Consider the following 19,692-nt stretch of genomic DNA (forward strand, 5'->3'; position numbering starts at 1 on the left):
GGTTAAGGTCGTTTTATTTACGACCGTTAACAGCGTTCCCCATACTCCACATTGGTAAGAAGATACCGAGTGCTAATAAGATTACCATCCCTGCAATTAAGAAGAGCATGATAGGCTCCACTGCTTCTGAAAGGCCATCAATGATTGCATCAAATCTCATTTTATAGTATTCCATTACTTTTTGCATCATCGCATCAAGTTGACCGCTCGATTCTCCCGCAGAAACCATCTGGATAATCATATTTTCAAATAGTTTTGTCTCTACTAATCCTGCGTGCAGGGATCCTCCTCGTTCAACGGTTGTACGGACTGTAAGCAATTTTTCTTGCAATGGTAAACTGTCAATCATCGCAGTAGAGGTCTCAAGTGCTTCTGCAATAGGGATACCTGCTCGGACGAGTTCTGAGAAAACCAACGTAAAACGATTTAAAGTTGCAAACATGATGATATTTTTGATAAGGTAGGTTTTGAGCAAAAACTGGTGCCATTTATATCGAAATTCACGATTATGGTCAAGCATATATCTAAATACAAAAATAAAGACGACTATCGCTCCAAGGACATATAAACCATAGGTATTAAAAAGGTGTTCTAAAAAGAGGAGAATTTTCGTTGGAAGTGGTAGTTCTGCATGTAATTGCTCAAATATCGCCTTGAATTGAGGAACAACATATGAAATAAGGATAGTAAATGCAACTGCCATAGCTATCATAACGTTACGTGGATAGGCCATCGCTTTTTTAAATTTGATGATATTACGACGAATTTCTTCCAACATATCTGCTAGCTTATGTAAAGCATCAGCCATATTCCCTGTTTTTTCCCCTAATTCAATCATTGCAATACTAAGGGTACCTAATTCATACGTAAATTTACTTGCAGATTTAGACAAACTATGTCCGGCATTGATATCTTCTGCCATTGTTCCAAGAACTATTTGTAATGTTTTATCCGTCGTGGCTTCTGTGATCTCATGAAGAGAGTCATGGATTGAGATACCAGCATTTGCCATAACTGCAAGTTGTCGAATTGCTGCAATTAGAGAATCCTGTTTGAGTTTTCTTTTTTTAATATTGGATAAAAATGTCTCTTTGAACTTTTTAAACTGATCTTCTAGCGGAGGAGAAGATTCTACCGCTTTTAAAACCATCCCTGTGAATTTTATTTTTGCTAAGTACTGAGCCTCTTTTTTATGTTCTGCATAAAAGCCATATTCACTCTTTTTTCCTTTAGAGAGAACGGTTACGATAAAGTATTTCATCCTTTTGCTACCCTTAGTATTTCATCTATGGTGGTGACACCTTGTACCGCTTTTGCCATGCCATTTTCAAACATACCGACAAATCCTTCTTGTTTGGCTTGCTTGAAAATTTCCTCTTTAGATCCTCCTCGAGCAATCAAGCTTGAAAGTTCTTCGCTAATGGGGAGTACTTCACATATCATTTCACGTCCCATATACCCCGAACCATTACACTCTTTACATCCAATTCCTTGATAAAAAATAGTTCCATTGGGGATATATGCACTGTATTCTTCTTTTAATAATAAAGGAATATCGGCCTCTTTTTTACAATATTTACAAATACGACGTACAAGGCGTTGAGCTTGTATCGCTACGAGAGCACCGCTTATGAGATACGGTTCGATTCCCATGTCGGACATACGAGGTATTGCACTTATAGCATCATTGGTATGCAATGTTGAGATTACTAGGTGACCAGTAAGGGCAGCTTTAATAGCAATTTCAAGTGTCTCATGGTCACGTATCTCCCCAATCATGATTTTATCGGGGTCTTGACGGAGGATTGAGCGAAGCGCATCGGCAAAAGAGAGTCCTACTTTAGCATTCACTTGTACTTGTTGAATCAGGTTCATCCGATACTCTACCGGATCTTCTACGGTGATTACTTTATCCTCTACGTTACGGAGTTCATTAAGTGCTCCATATAGTGTGGTGGTCTTACCACTTCCGGTAGGTCCGGTAACCAAAATGATTCCAAAAGGGGATTCAAGCGATTTAATAAGCTTTTGGTAACTTGCAGAATCCATTCCAGAATCTTCAAGTTTGACGAGTGCTTTGGTTTTATCCAAAATACGCATTACTATCGATTCCCCATATAAAATAGGGAGGGTTGAGATACGAAAATCAAACTCAGCGTCCATAACCATGGCTGAAAAACGACCGTCTTGAGGTTTTCTGCGTTCGGCAATATCGAGATTTGCTAAGAGTTTAATGCGAGATGCAAGTGGAGGATAAATATCACGATCAAAAATAAAAATTTCACTGAGTTTTCCATCGATTCGACCTCGAACGACACAGTTTTTTTCGGTTGGCTCAATATGGATATCACTGGAGCGTCCTTTTATACACGCTTTTAAAATAACGTCAATAAGCTGTAAAATAGAAGAGGCTTCTTGTTGCTCTTCAATCGTTCCAATATTTCGTAACTCACTACGTATGTTATTGACAAGTTCTTTAACACTATCTTTGAGCTCAATTTTAAAGAGGTAAGCTTGAATCTGTTTTTCGGTAGCAACGGCGACTTTTAAAGATTTACGAGGAAAAAGACGTTGCAGAGATTCTTGTGCCTCAATATTGAGTGGATCTGCAAAAGCAATAGTAATATACATGTCATCTTGAAAAATAGGTAATGCGTTATATCGTTTTAATTGAGCTGTAGGAATTTTATCTACAAGTTTATAATCCATATCAATAGAATCTAAGTCTACATAAGGAAGTTCAAGAACTTCTGCCAAATACGATAATATAGAAGATTCATCCAAAAAATGGTAATTTTTAATAATTGAGAGTTCATATATCCCAAGTCGTATTTGTTCAACAACGAATCGTTTGACAAAATTAAGAGAAACAACTCCTACTTTTGTCAATGTTTCGAGAATAGTATCATTCTGTACTCCTCGTGAAAGGAGGCGATCAATTTGTTGTTGAGTGATATGACGCTTTTCTAATAAATCTTGCGTTATTCTATCCATCTCAACTTTCCTTAATATACATGGTGTAATGTTAATATTTTATCATAGTATTCATCAATTGCAATCGTTTTTCTTCCTGTAATTTCGATAGAATAGAGTTTATACGATATTCTAGGATTTATTGAATCTATATATTCTTTGACTGTACTTTGTGGTTGAGGGTTATTTTGGTAGAAGTTAAATAATTTTGAAAGTAGATGAGAGCTTGTGGGTAATTTAAGAGTTTTAATTGGGTAATTATCAAATAAGGCTTGGGTAAGTAGTTTTTTTTGTAAGACAATTAAAGAAAAAAATGAAGCGTTAGCACGTGCTTCTCTGGTTTGATTTAGAATCATTATTGGATCATTAAGACGATCAATTTGATCTGCTTTTAGACATGAAAATGCATATAAAGAGGTATAGGCTTCATTGAATTCTAATTGCTTTAAATGTTGGAAACCAATATTGCAGGAAGCTGCGTAGTCACCTTTTTGATACAGTTGAAACATTTGTGATGATGTATCAGCATGTAGGTTTAAAGAGAGAAAATAACAGAGTAAGACAAAACGGATCATTTTGAATTGTCCTTATTGAGTGAATCAAGTAAAGACTTGGCATTTTCTGAATTTGTTTGAGATACATAAAGTTGTAGCGTTTTTTTTGCTTGATCACTTTTACCAAGTTTGACTAATGATTTTGAAAATATAAGCCAACTCTCTTCAATTGAACTGTCAATAGCGTTGGTTTTTAAGGCGTAATTATATGCTTCGTTGTAATTTCCATGATCATAGTGATATCGAGCAATATAGAGACCTAAATGAGGATTTGAATTATTTTTAAAACGTTCTTCAATTTCATGCACATCAAAGGTTGCAGTATCTCGTTTTATAGATGCTGGAGAAAGTAAAGGTTTTACTGGTGGTGGGGAAATAATAGTGTTTTGAGGAACAGGTGTTGTTACTACAGGTGTAAAAACTTTTTGTTGCACATTCACTTTTTTTGTATTTACTGCAGCTACTGGTTGAGGAATAGGTGCTTCTTTTATATCAGGAGATATAGATTCAATAAATTGCATAGAGGGTTCAAGGATCATATTGTCATTTGGTTTTGTTTCAACGGGCTTTATTGCAATTTTAGTTACTTTTGGTTTTGTAATTATAACTTGAGGTTGTTTTTTATCTGAACTGGAAGTTGAAAATAAAAAAAATATAATTATAGAAATGGCGCTTAATATAGAAATTATAATGTGAGGTAGATAATGTTTAAATTTATATTTTAGCCAACGTCGTTCTAGTGTGTGGGTATCAAGCATGGATAAGTCCTGTATGGATTGCTGCCATCTCTATCCATTGCGATTTTAAGGCATTATATTTTATTTTTGACGGGTTGTGTTCTTCATACCACTCATATAAGCTAAAGAGAGAAAACATTAATTTATTTGCATCACGATAATTGCCTTTGGTTAATTTAGCAATCAATTTAATATTTTTGTCGTTTATCATATTCGCTACATCAAAACAGTTTGATTTAAGAAGTTTTTTTTGAATATAAATTTTAAGTTCTTCAGGAGTTGCATTTTGTAGTTCTATACTTTCCCAAATACGTGTTTGAAAATGCTCTTTTGCAATAATATCTTCATCTTCTGTCTTATGTAAAGTAATAACAAATTTTAAAGCACGCGCATCAGAGATAAGGCGTATCTTTTCCATCAAAGATGAACTGTAAAGTTGCGCTTCATCGAGTAATACAATAGGTGTTTGAGGATAATTAACTGCAGATGCTAACTCTAAAAAATAGGTTAGTGTAATTGCATCTCTGTTCACATATCCATAAATCTTACTAGCAAGAACCCTTAAAAAATCATCTTCATCTATAATAGGGATATCGATCATAAATACTTTTTGATGTTTAGAGAGATCATGATTTAATTTATGAAGAAGCATACTTTTACCGGTACCCGGTTTCCCATAAAGTAATATCATTTTGAGAGGTTTTTGTACAGATGATTTTAAATTTTGATACATATGTGAAACACTATCGATTTGGACGTAATCACGTGGATTGACTACGTCAATAAATAGCTCTTTTGGTTTTGAGAAAAGGGAAGACTCCATATTTTTTATTTAACGTTTTCTTTCATATCTTTTGTTTTAGTAGCATCTGTTTTGATTTGCTCATTTTGCTTGAGTCTATCATTTTCCATAGCTGGAGTTAAACGGCTGTAGCCCAAATCAGAAAGACCGATATTTGATCCATCTTTTTTAATGATATGAGGTTCTATAACAATAACAAGTTCTTCAACTTTCTCGCTGACACCATCTTGTTTGAAAAGATATCCAACGACTGGTATATCTCCTAAAAATGGAACTTTCGTTGTTGAATTTGAAGTTTTCCGATTAATTAAACCACCTAAAACAACACGACTACCATCTTTGACGGTAACCACAGAAGATATTTGTCTACGGCTTAAATCCGGTGGCATAGTACGAGTAGAATTATCCGTTGAGAGGGTACTGGCTACATCAGAGACAGAAGGATTAATACGTAGAGTTATACTACCATCTTTTGCAATCTCCGGGGTAATATCCAATAAAACACCTGAGAAGACTGAACTGATAACTTCATTTTGTGATGTTGTTCCAGTTGAGCCTCCTGCTAGAGTAGACGAACTGACTGTTTTATAAAATAATTCTGTTCCCGCAGTAATAAGGGCTGGCTGATTATTAAGGGTCATAATTTTTGGATTAGAGATAGAGTACACATCCCCTTGGGTTTTTAAAAACATAAGGAGGTTGTTGATACTAATACTATTGCTCAACGTAAACATTTTAGAAGTTGTATTTACTGCTTCACGAACACCTGCTAAAGGAGCCCATTGAATTGTTGGAGATGCAAGGGTTCCTGAAGTACGAGGACCTTCTACAGAATCACCTGTAGTTGCGGTTGTAATTTTATTACCGGTAAAGGTATCTACGTTCTGAAAATTGATTTTATTAAATCCTACTTCAAAATTTTGAAGCTTATAAATTTGAGACCAATCGATACCGGTTGTCGAACCATCGTTAAAGACAACACTGTACATCTTAACATCAATCATCACTTGAGATTGCATTTTCTTTTGCAAGTCATCAATATAGGCATCTAAACGCTTTATTTGTCTTCCAGTCCCGGTAACAGTAACTAATCCTGCATGTTTGTTAATATATATAGCATGATTGTCTTCATTTGTATCAGATTTGTCTTTATTATCCGTATTAGTGAGTTTTTTGGTTGATTGATATTGATCTTCAGGGCGACTGAGTAGATTTTTAACTTCTTTCTCTAAGTTGTCCCAAAATGTAACTTCATCAATAGTAACAATATTGGTACCTGATTCTGATGATCCACCATTTGAACCCGATGATGATGTGTTACTTGTTGAAGATGTGCCACTTGATGAAGATGTGCTACTCGCTCCAGAATTTGAACTCAATCTTATGTTGGTGCTTCCACTCCCTTTTCTACCTGTTGCAATGTAATCAAGTTGGTAGGTTTTGGTTGTCAAATACGAAATTTTAAGTACATTGTTTTGTAATGTGTATTGTAAATCATTTTCAGAAACAATTAAATCAAGCACTTCATTAAGCGTAAGATTTTTTAAATATGTTTTATTCATCTGTTTTTTGAGTATATTTTCTGCTTCAGCATCAGCTATAACGACACTTATACCACACTCATCACTGATTTGATCAATAAATTCTCCAACACTCGTCCCTTTTACGGATGCAATATTAAATAGCTCATAAGTACAATCAGCGTACATTGAGCTACTAAGCAATGCTGCAGTTACAACAGATAAGAAGAGTTTGTTTGCATTTGGTTTAAATACTTGTCTCATGGTGCTTTCCTACTTTGTTTGTATTTTGATATTGTTGTTGTTTTTGCTAAGAAATAAAATTAAAGGTTCACCTTTGTTGCCACGTAGCATTACAGATGATGATTTAATCTCGCTTAGGCTATAGCTACGTACTGCGTCATTTAATCTATACCATTTTCCATTAATAAGCGCAGCTTTATTCATCAGTGCTTGTAATTTTAATGGTTCTTCTACAACTTTGACAATGGTTGGTATCTGCAAAGTACTACCTAATTTTGGAGGAGCAAGTAAAGTTGATCCCACTCCTGTTACGATGCCTGTCTTACGCTCAGGTATTTTATATTTCATTGGATCAATTAATGAATTGATAAAACCATCAGATATTCCAACACGCGCAGGGAGAATAGCTTTAATATGTTCATCAACCCACTGCAATTCTTTATCATTACCTGATTCTACAACTGTAACAGTATCTGTTGTAGGTGCAGTCATTGTTGCATTAATAGAATTCGAAGCCGATGCCGAAATGGCAGATAGTAGTAAATAAATAAGGGTTAATGATTTCATTGTCGCACAATCCCCCATACTGAAATATTGAGATCACTTTTTAATTTATCTCCACTTGTCATATTGATATCATGCAGATCCACAACGAGATAACTTTGTTCTAGTGCATTGATAAATTTCAACGTATTTTTATAAGGCGCTTCTGATGAGATAGAGATATCTAAAACATGCCCAAAAGAACTATTGTCCGTTGTTAGTACATTGGCAAATTTAGTAAGTTTTACATTATAAGCTCTAGCGTATTTACTAATAGAATCTAAATAAGCACCCCATATTTGTTCATCATAATATAATGATGAAATTTGTTCAAGTTGTTTCTTAATATAGTCATTATATTCAATATAGTGTTGATGGTCTAACTCTATTTGCTTGGTTTCTTGCTCAATTTGAATAATACGCTCTGGTGGGTTTGCAGATAAATATTGCTTGTCAGTATTAAGATTTTTTTCCATTGCTGAAGCTTTTTCATGAGAAGTGTTAAATCCAGCTTCTGCCCCTTCCCATAAAAGTAAATAGGAAAAAGCAAACAATCCCGCAAAAATCATAACGAAAAGCATCATCTTGTCGCGTTCACTTTTTAATGAAAGTGAACGATCTAAATTATAAAGGTGATTTTCTATGTTAAAAGTCATTTGAGTACCGCCTTAAGTTCACTAAGATAACTGGAACTATTTAGATCATAAGAAATTAATTGCAGATCAAAATCATAACGATCTTGTTTCGTCGCTGTCAAATGTTTAAGTAGTGCTGTGATATCTTGAGTATTTGGTGAAGTAAGCATAAAATTAAACGTTTTTTCGCTGGTATTTATGTCTTCAGAATATCCTAATGATTGTAGTTTTACACGATATTGATTAAAACTTTGCGTGAAATCGGCAGCAATTTTAGCTTTCATAGGATAATTGACTTTCTTATCATGTACTTGAGTAAGGGTGTCTTGCTTTTGTTTATAAGAATTTTTTTGCTCATTTAAAAGAGCTTGCGCAGCATTTTTATTTGCAGTTTTAAGATTAATTGTAGCTTCTCGTGTTGTTTTTTCAATATGTATACCTTCATACTCTTGCTTCATAAGGGCATAATGAAACTCTTCAACATAGGATAATCCCCAATAGCTTCCCGGATAAAGTAATGCTGTGGCAAGCGCAGCAGCAGTTACTAAAATCAATTTTCCACTATCACGCTTTGCAAAAGGTGGTGGGCGATGATAAATGGTAAAATTACATTCATATCGCTCATCAGATTGCAGACGAGCGTACAAATGCATTAATTGATGAATTTGATCTATACTCTTTCCAGCAATACTGAATCCATATTCAAAATCGAAAGCTTGTGTATGTAAGCCAAGATAGGTTTGCGTATACTCATCTAGACCGTTTACCTTTCCAACGGTAGTGCCAATATAGATCATTTCAAATTGTTTAATTTCAAAAGCACGTTTAGAATAGGTAATAACATCATTTACATGGAGAAATATCTCACCAAAAAGTTTTAATAGATTTTTTTGATATTCTGGATTTGTTGGATTTAGTCCCTGTTCACTTAAAATATTTTCAAAAGATGCCAAGTCAATAGGCTCTCCCAGTAATTCACAAAAACGCTCATGCATTTGTTTAAGTGAATATTTAAGTGATTTTGTATAGATAAATTCTTGTTCGTTATAAACAGTGAAAAAAGCATCATTCTCTTGAAAATAGATAAATCCATGTGCTCCGTTTAATTCAATAATATTTTGAGTATACAGAGATTTTAGTATAAGAGGTACCGGTATGATTTGATCGATATATTTAACAGCTTCCACCGTAGATGCAAATTCTTGCTCCAAAGTGAGTGGATCAACAACGAAAACATGAAAGAAACGCTCACTTTCGCTTAACCTATTTGGTGCTTCAACATATTGCAGTTGATATTCTACTGCCATATCTAATGCAAGTTCTTCATATACTTTGTTTTCTAATGCATCAGAAATATCATCATCAGGAACGTTTTTACTGATTCCTATAAGTGCCGAAATAAAACCTTTTGTATTTAAAAAAGAGATAACATATTGCTCTTTTGAAAATGACGGTGATGTAATTTCTGTAATGCTATTAAGAGTACTACTATAGTAATCTCTTCTATAAGGATTAGCTGATACGATGGTAGAAAAAGATTGTTGTTTACTCATCTAGTGTCCTATTTAAAATGTGCGAGAACCATCCCACAAAAACGATTGCCTCGATAAAATTCAACTCGATAAACTTTATGGTTTTGATCGATAGAATATTTCGGATCTAAATCACCAATACTAACATTGGCGTTAGCTTCATCATTTCCACTTTTTGGCGTGTACCCAATGATATTTACGCGAATGTCTTTGTTCTGTATTATAACCTTAAAATCGGCAGTTACAAAAAATTCTGTAGCAAAAACAACATTTTTTTGTTTTTTATCGATTTCAAGAACAATTTTTTCATCACATTTTGCAACTTCGTGGATACTTTGGGATAATGTTGTGACTTTTTTATTCCCGATATATAGGTCGAATTTATCTTTATTTTTAACAGCCAATCCCAATGGATGGGAAAAATCAAAGTGATTCAAATCAGATTGTAATGGGATATAGCTTAAATTGTTATTGATATTATCAAGATTTAATATAAATGTGTTATTAATAGTAACAGTTTCGCTTTTTTTAAGTAAATTTATAAGGTTTTCTGTTGTTAAATTAAATGTACGGGTATAAGTGATCCCTAAAAAACGCATATACGCTTCAATAGCCCGTAATTGATAAAAAACTTTTTCAGGTAAAGTCGGAAGATTTTTACTAGTTTCTATAGCAAATGCTGGTTTGTTATGATTAATAGCAAAGTAGGTTAATGAATGTTTCATGGCTTCATCATCAAAACGGGTGTTAGTATTTCGTATATCAAAGGAATGATAATCTTCAATGAGCCCGTCATTAAGTTCTTCACGAACGGCTAAGGCTATTTTATTTAAATCTTTATAAGGATGGTCGCAATCTAGAGTTGTTTGATCTATAACACATGTTTGTCCCCATGAAGCAGGATTGAATATAGTATTTTTATACTCTTTACGGTAAAAGCCGTGCCCATCGTGTAAATTTAAGATGAGATCAACTTTTGGTTCAGTTATAATGTTTTGAATCTCTTTCACAACAGTGTAATCAGGATCGCTTGAATTAATTTCGGCAAATTTACGGTTCATATCCCCATTAACGCCTCTATTATCCATTGCAATACTAAGTTTATTAAGGTTTGGCACAATCCACAAATGTCCACTTTGAATGGTATAGTATTGCGAAAGTATGGAGGTAGCAAAGTAACTCCCAGGTTCATTACCGTGAATTCCACCAATAACAAGTAATGTGGGGCCATCCTGACTGGAAGATTCATGTTTGATGAATGAAAATGAAAGGGCATGTGATTGAAAAAATAATAAAAATAACAAGATGAAAAATTTCATTGTTATTGCTCAGATATTATTGAGATTGAATTATCAGAGTTAAGTAATAACATTAGTATTTTTGGACCGGTAAAATTGTGTTTATCACTAGTGTAAACTTCATCAAAGGTTACCATAAACAGATTAGGCCGATCACCTGGATACGGGATAATATTCAGATTGGTGAAAAAGATCTCTTTTGTCTCTTTACGTTCAAAAATACGTTGTTTATAGTTCTTGAAGTCAAAGTATTCCATACCGTCAAAGCGTACAAATGTAGTATCATAAAATGATAGATAAGCTTGAAGATCGTTATATTTCCAAGCATATCTCCATTGATAGAGTTGTGAAATAATCGCATCGTAAGCAACATTGCCATAGGTTTTAGTTTTAGTATCAATGATCAAAAAAAGATTTTTGTAATTTATATTTTGATCTAAATTGGTGAGTTCTCCGTTGTCAATAGCTATACATCCTTTGGTAAAGCTATCACGATCTCCTGAAATAGGGACACCATGTATCCAAATACCATCTCCATTTTTACCTCGAATACGGTCATACAGGTTAGGATAAGAGGTAACAAATGCCATTGGTCCATAAAATTGATCAACGTTCTCCCGTTTTTCCGTTAAGGTATAAACACCGATAGGGGTTCGTCGGTCCCCAGCATTCATTTTATCGCCCTCAAATTTTCCGGTAAAAGCCGGTATTGTTTTTATCCGTGTAAAACGTTCTTTATTATCTTTACGATACAGAGAAAGGGAAGGTTGGTTTTTCTCACAAATGAGCAATGTGTTAGTTGATTCGTAATAACCGAACTGAAGATCTTTCTGAGCCAATTTTTCTTTCCAAAAAGTACGATCACCAAAACCATGGTCAATCTCTTTTTGGATTGCAGCCATTCCCCCTTGACGATAAAGATCCATTACTTCTCCTCCAAAGAGAGAAGTAAAAAGCAGAGGAAGTAATACTATTTTTTTTACCATTCGTATCCTAAGTCACTTAAGAATTTTTTGTCACTTGTCCACCCTTTTTTAACCGAAACAAAAAGTTCGAGATAGACAGGTTTGGAAGAGAGCCGTTCAATTTTTTCACGAGCACTTTTACCGATTCGCTTGATGGCTGCCCCCCCCTTGCCGATAATAATCCCTTTTTGGGAATCTTTTTCGACGATAATGGTGGCACGGATGTGTTCAGTCGGAGTGTCTTCATCAATTTTATCAATAATAACATCCGATTCGTAGGGAATTTCATCACTGATATTTTCAAATATGGCTTCACGAATAAACTCTTTATAAATCGTACGAATCATCTCTGTGGTGATATTTTCGGGGTCATATAAATATGGAGACTCATCAAGATGTTTGACAATGGTATTAAGCAAGTCATTTTTGCCCACATTTTTAGTGACTGACATTGGAATAAGGGCAAGAAATTGATCACTGTATTGGTTATATTCCCCGATTTTTTTGAGCAAATCACCTTGTGAAATTTGATCAATTTTGCTTAATACAATGATATGTTTCCGTTTTTGGTGATTAAGCTCTAAAAATTTTTCATAATGGAGTGTTTTATCGGATGCGGGAGCAAGATAGACAACAACATCACAATCGCCGATTGCTTTTAGTGCCTCTTCGAGCATGTATTGATTGAGAAGTTTTTCAGCTTGATGGAGACCTGGGGTATCGACAAAAATAATTTGATCATCATTATGCATAACAATTGCGTTTGAGCGTTTGCGCGTTGCATTGGCTTTCTGACTGACGAGGGCAATTTTTTCACCCAATATCCAGTTCATAAGGGTACTTTTTCCTGCATTCGGTCGCCCCACAAGAGCGACAAATCCTGCTTTACTCACCCTTGATCTCTAGGTGAAGTGTTGCATGAATACCATGACCGAGTTTGAGATCTAAATCATGCAAACCGGTTGTTTTAATACCATGTTTGGCATCAAGCTCTTTTTTATCGATCTCAATACCATGTTGTGTTTTCAATGCATCACTAATCTCTTCTTTGGTGACAGCACCAAAAAGATGGCCAGTATTACCGAGCTTTTTTGTGATTAGTACTTTTATATCGGCAAGTTTTGCTTTAATAGCATTGAGATTTTCAATCTCTTGTGCTTCACTGGCCGCTTTTTTTCGTTGATCGGCTTCGTATTTCTTAATAACTTCATGGGTTGCAATCAGCGCTAACCCTTTACCTACTAAAAAGTTTTTTCCGTAGCCATCAGCTACTTCTTTGATTTCGCCTGCACGTCCTACACCCTTGACATCTTTAGTCAATAATACTTTCATAAATCTCCTTGATTAACCGCGAACGATTTTACCACTGTATCCCACAATACCGTGGATAAGATTGGTTACTTTAGTGTATCCCATATCAGTAAGGATACGTTGACAATGGGCACTTCGACTTCCTACATGACAGTATACAATGATGTTTTCATCATTATTGAGTCCTGATTCATTGAGTGTTTGGAAAAAACTACTTGTTGGAACAAGAATATCTACCCCTTCAATACGGCCTGATTTCCACTCCATCCATTCACGAACGTCCACCAATTTGAAGGTCACCATTCCAAGCTCACGCGCTTCAAAGAGAGAGGTTAGCTCATCTGCGTCGATATTGCGTTTTTGTAGTAAAAATTGGCACTCTTCGGTAGTAAGACCACGGGAATGTTGATGGGTGACGGTTTCAATCTCTTCGGATTTCATCAAGGATACCGCATATTCAGGTGTACAAAAAATTTGACAGTGACAAACACCCTCTTGTGGTATCTCTTGCTCAATAGCAGGAGTACAAGGGCAGAGTCTATTATCACTACTTTTATAGACGCCATCTACCTCTTCCACCATATAACAAGGGCAAAACCGTTTGTTATACATCATTTTATTACGGGCAAGTCCCATTTGGACACCCTCGTTGATTTCAGCATGAGGATTGTATACCCAGTTGAATTGCGCAACGACTTTATCGGTAAATCTAACTGTTTTTTCGAGTTCAGCCTGAAACTCAGGTGAATTCATATCGATTTTGATGATACTCATGTTTGTTCCTAAAAATTATTTGTTTTTTCGTGCTTTACCGGCAATAATAAAACGTAATGCATTGAGTTTAATAAATCCACCGGCATCTTTTTGATCGTATACAGAATCTTCTTCAAAGGTACAATATTCTGGATTAAAGAGTGAAAGATCTGAGCTACGTCCTACTACCATTACATTTCCTTTGTAAAGTTTCAATCGGACGGTTCCTCGAACATTTTGCTGTGTTTTATCAATTGCCGCTTGAAGCATTTCACGCTCCGGTGCAAACCAAAAACCGTTATAGATTAGTTTTGCATAACGAGGCATTAGCTCATCTTTGAGGTGCGCTTCTTCACGATCCAATGTTAAAGACTCGATTGCACGATGCGCTTTGAGCATAATGGTTCCACCCGGAGTTTCGTAACATCCGCGGCTTTTCATCCCCACAAAACGGTTTTCTACGATATCGGCACGACCGATACCGTGACGTCCTGCAATAATATTAAGTTGCTCAAGCATATTGGCAGGAGAGAGTGCTTTACCGTTTAAGGTGATTGGATCTCCTTTTTCGTAGCCGAGTTCAATGTATTCTACTTCATCCGGTGCATTCTGAGGAGATACCGTCCAACGCCACATACTCTCTTCGGGCTCAGCGGCAGGATCTTCTAAGATTCCCCCTTCATAGGAGATGTGCAAAAGATTTGCATCCATAGAATATGGAGATTTTTTTCCGCTCATTTCGATTTTGATACCGTGCTCAGCTGCATAAGCAAGAAGTTTTTCTCTCGAGTTTAGATCCCATTCACGCCAAGGTGCGATAATAGTGAGGGCACTGTTTTGCCCTAAATATCCCATCTCAAAACGGACTTGATCGTTCCCTTTTCCGGTTGCTCCGTGACTGACTGCATCTGCTCCGGTAATACGAGCAATTTCAGATTGACGTTTTGCAATCAAAGGTCGAGCAATAGAGGTCCCTAATAGATATTCTCCCTCATAAATAGCATTGGCACGAAACATAGGAAATACATAGTCACGGACAAACTCTTCGCGCAAATCTTCGATATAAATATTTTCAGGTTTGATTCCAAGACTAATCGCTTTTGCACGTGCCGGTTCTACCTCTTCTCCTTGTCCAATGTCAGCAGTAAAGGTTACCACTTCACATTTGTACTCGTCTTGGAGCCATTTTAGAATAACACTGGTGTCCAATCCGCCAGAGTAGGCAAGAACAACTTTTTTGACCTCTTTTTTCATAACTATCCCTATATGAATATATTTTCACACAATTGTGAAGTAAATGGGGGGATTTTAACAAAAAATAGATGAGATAACGGTTAAAGTTTGAGATTTAGTGATGAGGGCTCAGAATTTTCGGTTGCTTTTAAAAAGTCAATGGTACTTTTAAGTTGTTTAAGAGAATGAAGTGTTGCAGAACGTTCGTTCTGCATAAGATTCGTTGCATTTTGCAGCAAATAAGATGCCTCTTCCATTTGTTCAAGTGATTCAAATGAAGGGATGTCGGTTATAAGAGATTCAAGTAGTTGATAATCTTTAAGAATGATTGCTTTTTTAAGCTCATTCAGCCACATTGGTACTTTCTCTCCAAGCATCTAAAAGTGCTTTGACAACACCCGTTACTTCATCGAGTTTGGCAGGGTTACTGTAAAGATTAGCTTCTGATAAAAGGCGAATTTGATAGTTATACAATCCTGCTAAATAATGGGCTATCTCACCATGGTTAAAATCAAGGATATTAATAAGTTCACTAAAAACGGCATTTGAACGATTAATCCAGTAGGTGCGACGTTCGATATCACCTTCGTTAATAGAGCGTTTTGCTTGCATATTGAAGCGTAAAATTCCCTCATACATCATCTGTACCAATTTTTCAGGTGATTCAACTCCGACATTGTTTTGAGTGTAAGTGCTATAGGCCAAATTATTATTGTACATTGAAAAATCCTTAATTAAATCGTTATCTTTATTCAAAGTGATACTTATCCTTTATGATCGAAAAGTATTCCTGTCACTTCTTTCATTTTTGGTAATAATTGTTCAGCTTGCTCCAGTGGAAAACGACGTAGCATACGATTGCTTTGGGTATCAACGACGGATACGTAAAAATCATCGCTTTTATTGTCAAAACCAAAACGAAGAGAGGTATTAAATGGATCAAGCGATTTATTAAGCTGATCGATGAGTTTATCCATATCTTCTTGACTACCCACTTTTTGTGTTTTTGAATCACTCTCTTGTTGAGCTACTTTATCTTGATTGATCTGTGCTTTTTGAATCTCTTGAACACTTTGCGTTTGTTGTGTAGCCGCAACTTTTGCTGTATTCATCTGAGATTGCTGCATTTTAGCAGTAGATTGTAAGATTTCCATTGGGTCTTCCTTTGTTCGGAGGTTGAGTTTGACTCTTCTTGAATGCTATATCGTCTTCGTAAAAAAAAACTTTAGAGGGGGGGTGGAAGTTGTGCTAAACTTCCCCTCATGAAACGCTATTGGACACTTTTACAAAACGAGCCGTTGCTTCGTCGTTTATCGATTATTCAGTTGATTGCCTATTTTGGTGCGTGGTTTAGTAATGTTGCTATTTATACCCTATTGATTCAATTGCATGTGAGTGCAACGACCATAGCCTTGGTTGCTGCACTCCATTTTTTTGCGGGAGTATTGCAAGCTCCATTAAGCGGGGTTATTATTGATCGATTTTCACCTAAAAAATTGATGATACTATTGACCCTGACTGAAATTTCAGCGACACTCGGATTGCTTTTGATTCATGATATTTCACAGTTAATTTGGCTTTATGGGTTGGTATTTATCCGTATGGGGGCGGCAAGTTTTCAATTTACGGTGGAGATGTCGCTATTACCCAGAGTACTGGAAGGGAAAGCACTTCAATACGCCAATGAGATACACTCTGTAATTTGGTCATTTTCTTATACAGCTGGGATGGCATTAGGGGGTGCTGTTGTCTATTATATTGGGACTACGTATGCTTTTTTACTCGATGCCTCTTTGTTTATGATAGTGTTAATGTTACTTTTTACCCTTACAATTTCTGTGAATATTGAGAAGCAACACCAAACATTTGTCACAATGATGGGAGATGCCTTTCGTTACATTCGGCAGAATAAAATCGTGTTGCATTTGATGTTACTTCATGCGGTGGTCGGATTTACTGCTTTTGATGCATTGGTGGTTCTTAGTGTGAAACAATACTACATGGATATGATTGCGGTTTCGCTCGGAATCGGTTTGGTACATGCTTCAAGAGCTATCGGATTGACAATAGGGCCACTTTTTCTAGGTGAGTGGGTCACATTAGAACGGTTGCGCTATCTTTTTGTTGCAGAGGGGTTAACGATTATCTTATGGGCTATAGTAATCGAACATTTTTATCTTTCGCTTCTCGCATCGGTTTTAGTGGGACTTGTGACAACTACCCTATGGTCGTATACCTATACTCTTTTGCAACACCATACACAAAGTGACTATTACGGTCGAATCGTTGCTTATAATGATATGATTTTTTTGATAGTTGGCGGATTCGTATCTCTGTTAATCGGATTTTTAGTTGATATCCATATTCCACTGGCAATCATTACGGTGATTTTAGGGGGCGCTTTTCTGGTCGCCGCATTTTATTATGGGTGGATACGACACCATTACACATTATTTGAAATTGGACATCAATGATATACACACATAACGAGCAAACAATAGATTTGGCTAAAGTAACCCGGCTTTATCCGGCGGCATTGATTAGTGCCGGAGGGGAGCGTGCTTCGGTATCATTAGAGTGGGCAGAGATGAAAAAAGGACAAATTCTCCTTGAAGCTTATGTGTTAATTTGTGATTTTGACCCTATAGGTGAAGTGCCTCTCAATCGAGTTGAATTACGATTTGAGACAAAAGAGAAACTTTTTGAAGCAATGAATGAGATATCCCATCTCTTAAAGTCGTGAATTCTACCTCTCTACGTCGGCGTGTTGTCTCTTTAGCCGTACCTGCTGCATTAAAACAGTTACTCGATATTGTGCAACTATTGATTGATATGTTGATGGTTGGTACTCTTGGAGTAGCAGCACTTGCTGCAGTCGGACTTTCGATGCAGTTTATGATGGTAGTTCAAGCGATTATGTCTCTTTTTGCAGTTGGAGCCAGTACCCTTATTGCTCACTATATAGGGAGTGGACGTTTTAATCGCGCATCAAGCGTTGTCTATACAGCAGGACTATTGGCGTTAGGGCTCTCGCTCATTGTTATGATTATTGGGCATTACGGTGCAAATGATTTTTATCAGATGATGAGTAAAGATAACGAAGTCGTTCGATTAGGAACTCAATTTTTTGGTGTTTTATCGCTAGGGATGTCTCTTGTTTTTTTAGATGCCTTGGCATTTAGTGCACTAAGCGCTGGGGGAGATACTAAAAGTTCATTGTATATAAAAATTGGTTCGGCATTTTTAAATGGAGTGCTAAATTATCTCTTTATTTTTGGGCATGGCGGGTTTGAACCGATGGGGGTAGTGGGAGCTGCTTATGGAACTTTGTGCGCGTATGGCTTTAGTTTGATATTCTATGGATGGTTGTTTTACAAAGGAAAAATTTTAACGGTTATCCCCATCATAAATAAGAAAGATGTGCAGAGGATTTTTCGAATAGGTCTCCCCTCGGTTGCAGAACGTTTTATAGGAATTAGCGGATTTTTGGTTTTTATTTGGCTTATCGCCAGTTACAGTACGGAATCGTTAGCAGGATATCAAGTGGGATTACGTATTGAAGCGTTTGCCTTTATGCCGGGAGTCGGATTTTCAGTTGCGGCAATGGCTCTTGTCGGGCAATATATTGGAGCGAAAAACTATGAAGATGCCTACAAGGCAGGAGTTCTGAGTGCTAAAATAGCAATCAGTTTTATGGGAAGTGTAGGGATTATATTGATGGTTTTCCCCCATTTTTTAGTTGAGCTATTTACAACCGATACCGCAACCATTGAACAAGCAGTATTGTATTTGCGTTTTGTCGGAGCGGTTCAAATCCCTTTGGCATTGACATTTGTACTCAGCGGAGCTTTACGTGGTGCAGGTTCGACACGATTAACACTTCGTATCAGTTCACTTTCGTTATGGTTGTTTAGGATAGTACCGGCATGGTTGGTAGTGCAATTAGGTTATGGGATACTTGCCGTTTATGTGGCGATGACGGTAGAAACAATCATTAAAGGGTTTTGGTTTTGGCGTGAATACAAAAGTAGACGTTGGATGAAAAAGATTCTTTAAGAACCTTTTTCTACCTCCATTAATTGTTTGTATTGATTAATGATGGTGCTGAGACGGATGCGATCCGGCATTTTACGTGAAGCGATATAGCCGACAACTTCTCCATGTTCATTTAATTTTGGGACGATATTGACAACAACCCAATAATATTTACCGTCCTTACGAAGATTTTTAACATATCCTTCCCACGTTTTTCCCTCTTTGATGATTTTCCACATCCCCTCAAAGGCGGCTTTTGGCATATCAGGATGACGAAGGATGCTGTGGGGTTGTCCGATAGCTTCTTCTTTGGTATAAAGGGTCATTTCGGTGAATTTGCGGTTGACAAAAGTGATAACACCTTTTGTATCTGTCTCAGAAATGAGACTTCGTCCGTCAAACAGAACTTCTTCATTAACAGGTGCGGGACGTTTCATGGGCTATAAATCCTAGAATAAAATTTAAATCAACTACAAGCATTGTATCAAAAGTATCACAAAAAAACAAAGGCAAAATCAAACAGTTGCAGATTATAATAACAAAATGTATTACTGAGGA

At 36.3% G+C, this 19,692-nt stretch carries 22 protein-coding genes; 3 read left to right on the forward strand and 19 right to left on the reverse strand.

What is annotated here, in order from left to right; genetic code table 11:
* Window positions 1-13 precede the first annotated feature (13 nt).
* From PHC76_RS03020 to PHC76_RS03105, 18 genes are all read right to left on the reverse strand, one after another.
* Window positions 14-1,261 (reverse strand): type II secretion system F family protein, encoded by a 1,248-nt coding sequence (locus tag PHC76_RS03020; protein ID WP_299971552.1) that lies wholly within the window; start codon window positions 1,259-1,261, stop codon window positions 14-16.
* Window positions 1,258-2,994 carry a GspE/PulE family protein gene (locus tag PHC76_RS03025; RefSeq protein WP_299971555.1) on the reverse strand — a complete coding sequence of 579 codons (1,737 nt, stop codon included), beginning with the start codon at window positions 2,992-2,994 and terminating at the stop codon, window positions 1,258-1,260. Before PHC76_RS03025 ends, PHC76_RS03020 begins: the two co-directional genes overlap by 4 nt.
* An 11-nt stretch (window positions 2,995-3,005) precedes the next feature.
* Window positions 3,006-3,548 carry a hypothetical protein gene (locus PHC76_RS03030; protein WP_299971558.1) on the reverse strand — a complete coding sequence of 181 codons (543 nt, stop codon included), beginning with the start codon at window positions 3,546-3,548 and terminating at the stop codon, window positions 3,006-3,008.
* Window positions 3,545-4,285 carry a hypothetical protein gene (locus PHC76_RS03035; protein ID WP_299971560.1) on the reverse strand — a complete coding sequence of 247 codons (741 nt, stop codon included), beginning with the start codon at window positions 4,283-4,285 and terminating at the stop codon, window positions 3,545-3,547. The genes PHC76_RS03030 and PHC76_RS03035 overlap by 4 nt, the downstream gene beginning before the upstream one ends.
* Window positions 4,278-5,087: an ATP-binding protein gene (locus tag PHC76_RS03040; RefSeq protein WP_299971563.1), complete on the reverse strand. Its 810-nt coding sequence runs from the start codon at window positions 5,085-5,087 to the stop codon at window positions 4,278-4,280. Before PHC76_RS03040 ends, PHC76_RS03035 begins: the two co-directional genes overlap by 8 nt.
* 5 nt (window positions 5,088-5,092) lie before the next feature.
* Window positions 5,093-6,850, reverse strand: a complete 1,758-nt coding sequence (mshL, locus tag PHC76_RS03045; RefSeq protein WP_299971566.1) for a pilus (MSHA type) biogenesis protein MshL — start codon at window positions 6,848-6,850, stop codon at window positions 5,093-5,095.
* Between the two features lie 9 nt (window positions 6,851-6,859).
* Window positions 6,860-7,396, reverse strand: coding sequence for a hypothetical protein (locus tag PHC76_RS03050; protein ID WP_299971569.1), 537 nt, complete (start codon window positions 7,394-7,396; stop codon window positions 6,860-6,862).
* Window positions 7,393-8,028 (reverse strand): hypothetical protein, encoded by a 636-nt coding sequence (locus tag PHC76_RS03055; protein ID WP_299971571.1) that lies wholly within the window; start codon window positions 8,026-8,028, stop codon window positions 7,393-7,395. Before PHC76_RS03055 ends, PHC76_RS03050 begins: the two co-directional genes overlap by 4 nt.
* On the reverse strand, window positions 8,025-9,560 hold the full coding sequence (locus tag PHC76_RS03060; protein WP_300209787.1) for a hypothetical protein: 1,536 nt from the start codon (window positions 9,558-9,560) through the stop codon (window positions 8,025-8,027). Before PHC76_RS03060 ends, PHC76_RS03055 begins: the two co-directional genes overlap by 4 nt.
* Window positions 9,561-9,568: 8 nt before the next feature.
* Window positions 9,569-10,858, reverse strand: coding sequence for a M99 family carboxypeptidase catalytic domain-containing protein (locus PHC76_RS03065; RefSeq protein WP_299971575.1), 1,290 nt, complete (start codon window positions 10,856-10,858; stop codon window positions 9,569-9,571).
* A 2-nt stretch (window positions 10,859-10,860) separates the two neighbouring features.
* Window positions 10,861-11,763 (reverse strand): L,D-transpeptidase family protein, encoded by a 903-nt coding sequence (locus PHC76_RS03070; protein ID WP_299971577.1) that lies wholly within the window; start codon window positions 11,761-11,763, stop codon window positions 10,861-10,863.
* A 53-nt stretch (window positions 11,764-11,816) separates the two neighbouring features.
* Entirely contained in the window at window positions 11,817-12,695 is an 879-nt protein-coding gene (era, locus tag PHC76_RS03075; protein WP_299971578.1) for a GTPase Era, read from the reverse strand.
* Window positions 12,688-13,134, reverse strand: a complete 447-nt coding sequence (gene rplI, locus PHC76_RS03080; protein ID WP_299971580.1) for a 50S ribosomal protein L9 — start codon at window positions 13,132-13,134, stop codon at window positions 12,688-12,690. The genes era and rplI overlap by 8 nt, the downstream gene beginning before the upstream one ends.
* A 12-nt stretch (window positions 13,135-13,146) precedes the next feature.
* Window positions 13,147-13,887: a ferredoxin-thioredoxin reductase catalytic domain-containing protein gene (locus PHC76_RS03085; RefSeq protein ID WP_299971582.1), complete on the reverse strand. Its 741-nt coding sequence runs from the start codon at window positions 13,885-13,887 to the stop codon at window positions 13,147-13,149.
* A 15-nt stretch (window positions 13,888-13,902) separates the two neighbouring features.
* Window positions 13,903-15,120, reverse strand: coding sequence for an argininosuccinate synthase (locus PHC76_RS03090; RefSeq protein WP_299971584.1), 1,218 nt, complete (start codon window positions 15,118-15,120; stop codon window positions 13,903-13,905).
* An 80-nt stretch (window positions 15,121-15,200) separates the two neighbouring features.
* The gene (locus tag PHC76_RS03095) at window positions 15,201-15,476 is read right to left on the reverse strand and encodes a hypothetical protein (RefSeq protein ID WP_299971586.1); all 276 of its coding nucleotides are present in this window, start codon (window positions 15,474-15,476) and stop codon (window positions 15,201-15,203) included.
* Complete coding sequence (gene fliS, locus PHC76_RS03100) at window positions 15,442-15,819, reverse strand: flagellar export chaperone FliS (protein ID WP_299971588.1); 378 nt, start codon at window positions 15,817-15,819, stop codon at window positions 15,442-15,444. The genes PHC76_RS03095 and fliS overlap by 35 nt, the downstream gene beginning before the upstream one ends.
* 44 nt (window positions 15,820-15,863) lie before the next feature.
* The gene (locus PHC76_RS03105) at window positions 15,864-16,253 is read right to left on the reverse strand and encodes a flagellar protein FlaG (RefSeq protein WP_299971590.1); all 390 of its coding nucleotides are present in this window, start codon (window positions 16,251-16,253) and stop codon (window positions 15,864-15,866) included.
* 108 nt (window positions 16,254-16,361) lie between these two features.
* On the opposite strand from PHC76_RS03105, the gene PHC76_RS03110 reads away from it, so the two are divergent.
* The 3 genes from PHC76_RS03110 to PHC76_RS03120 are packed head-to-tail and all read left to right on the forward strand — an operon-like array spanning window position 16,362 to window position 19,155.
* Entirely contained in the window at window positions 16,362-17,573 is a 1,212-nt protein-coding gene (locus PHC76_RS03110; protein ID WP_299971592.1) for an MFS transporter, read from the forward strand.
* A 29-nt stretch (window positions 17,574-17,602) separates the two neighbouring features.
* Window positions 17,603-17,842 carry a hypothetical protein gene (locus PHC76_RS03115; protein WP_299971593.1) on the forward strand — a complete coding sequence of 80 codons (240 nt, stop codon included), beginning with the start codon at window positions 17,603-17,605 and terminating at the stop codon, window positions 17,840-17,842.
* Complete coding sequence (locus PHC76_RS03120; protein ID WP_299971594.1) at window positions 17,839-19,155, forward strand: MATE family efflux transporter; 1,317 nt, start codon at window positions 17,839-17,841, stop codon at window positions 19,153-19,155. Before PHC76_RS03115 ends, PHC76_RS03120 begins: the two co-directional genes overlap by 4 nt.
* On the opposite strand, the gene PHC76_RS03125 is transcribed toward PHC76_RS03120, so the two are convergent.
* Window positions 19,152-19,571, reverse strand: a complete 420-nt coding sequence (locus PHC76_RS03125; RefSeq protein ID WP_299971595.1) for a PAS domain-containing protein — start codon at window positions 19,569-19,571, stop codon at window positions 19,152-19,154. The genes PHC76_RS03120 and PHC76_RS03125 overlap by 4 nt on opposite strands.
* Window positions 19,572-19,692: the final 121 nt, after the last annotated feature.

The organism is Sulfuricurvum sp. (assembly GCF_028710345.1).
GTDB lineage: Bacteria > Campylobacterota > Campylobacteria > Campylobacterales > Sulfurimonadaceae > Sulfuricurvum.